1 pseudogene is annotated in these 1,902 nt (G+C 60.7%); it reads left to right on the top strand.

Annotated features, from left to right (window positions below):
• Positions 1–338: 338 nt before the first annotated feature.
• Positions 339–1,902, top strand: a pseudogene (locus ACRESD_RS20170) (diguanylate phosphodiesterase); the annotation flags it as partial.

The following is a 1,902-nucleotide window of genomic DNA, read 5'->3' as shown; positions in this document are numbered from 1 at the left end:
CTTCGGCGGAACAACTTTTCCCAGCCGATGCATGGTGAAGACGTATTGAGCCATGGTGAACCTAGCGTCAGTGACTGATGGATTAAGCGGGCGAAGCCCGTGCAGGCCATGCGCCGCGCGGGCCGTTGACGGAAATCAATGCCTGCGTGCGGAAAAAGCCTGAATGTCTGGGGCTGGAACGCCCCCGCGTAACCGGCAAAGCTACCTCAATGCGCTTGGGCAGTCCAGCCAGGCGGGACTGGCACTTTGCCACAACTCAAGGCATGCTAGCCGCCCTTCGGGCGTCCGGCTTATAGTGCACGTCGCGCGCCAGTCCAGCCAAACCGCAGGATCACAGCTTGTCCAAAGTCACGCCGCCAACTCCCTTGCGCGCCGCTCATATTGCGCCGGGAGCGCCCCTGCACGGCACCCTCAAAGGCGCGTTGGCGACGCTTGTCCTCATGCTGCTTGCCTTATTGTTCTGGCAATTGCTGGACCAACTGCAGCAAAACCAGAAGAACCAGCAGCAATACACCATCGACTACAGCGCGGACCTGGCAGAACAGATCAGCCTGAACATGGCCCTGAGCGCAAAAATCGCCCTGAACCTGCTACCGATGGTCGAGCCGCCGCGCAACGACGAACAGCAGCAAACCTTGATACGCACCTTGCAACGCTCGTTGCCGGAACTGCGCAGTGTCGCCCTGCTCGCCCCCAGCGGCGCAATGATCAGTGACAGTGCCAAAGACAGCCAGGACCGCGCGTGGCTTGAAGAGCTGGTGCAACGCAGCCACTCGCAACCTTATTACCTGAGCAATAGCCCCGACGGCACGCTGATCTATCTGTTGCTGCAACAACCCAGCGGCGGCTCGAAAATGTACTGGGCCCTGCGCCTGGCACCCAGCTACCTGAGCAACCTCACCCCTCAAGACGGCCAGGGCCAGCGCCCGATGTGGGCGATCGAGAACCGCGTGAACCACCGCGTGGTCAGCCGCGACAGTGGCATGCCGGCTCAATGGTCTGCGGCGCTGACCCCGGACGAGCTGAATAAAAGCGTACTGGTCACGCCCTTGAGCAAAAGCGACTGGCAATTGCGCGGGCTCTTCGACCGTAGCGCCGTGCTGGAGCAACTGCTGCCGGCGTTTGTCGGTAAATGCCTGCTGGGCCTGGCCTTTTCGCTGATCCCGGTGATCGTGCTACTGAACATGCGCCGCCGCCAACGCCAGGTCCATGAAGGCCGGCGCCGTTATCAGGACATATTCGAAGGCACCGGCGTGGCTCTGTGCGTGCTCGACTTGTCAGGCCTCAAAGCGTTTTTCGCCAAGTCCCGGATGCAGACCCGCGAACAGCTGCATGCCTGGCTGAACGACAACCCCGCCGAGCGCCAGCAACTGTTCAAGGAGCTGCGTGTCACCGAGGTCAACCAAGTGGCGGTGCGGTTATTGAACGTCGGCTCCTGCGAGGAAGCCTGGGAACGCCTGATCGACGATTGCCCACGTAATGTCACGTCCATCGGTTGCCAGGTACTGGAAGCCGTGTTGACCCAGCAAAAACAGCTGGAGATGGAAATCCGCCTCAACGACGTGGCCGGCAACGAACAGTACCTGTGGCTGGTCATGCGCCTGCCGGAGCAACAAGACGACTTCAAGGCGGTGATCCTCAGCACCAGCGATATCACCAGCCGCAAGCTGATCGAGCTATCGCTGGTGGAGCGCGAAAGCTTCTGGTCGGACGTGGTGCGCACCGTGCCCGACCATCTGTATGTACAGGACGTCATCAGCCAGCGCATGATTTTCAGCAACCACCACCTGGGCCACACCCTTGGCTATAACAGGGCCGAACTGCAGCAAATGGGCGAGTACTTCTGGGAGATCCTGCTACACCCCGAAGATGCCGAGTACTACCACGACCTGCGCCAGCAAC

Origin of the sequence: Pseudomonas sp. (assembly GCF_050739995.1) — a bacterium.
In the GTDB taxonomy this organism is placed as follows: domain Bacteria; phylum Pseudomonadota; class Gammaproteobacteria; order Pseudomonadales; family Pseudomonadaceae; genus Aquipseudomonas.
Note: the sequence above shows the minus strand (reverse complement) of the source record. Positions and strands in the feature narration are given on the sequence as shown.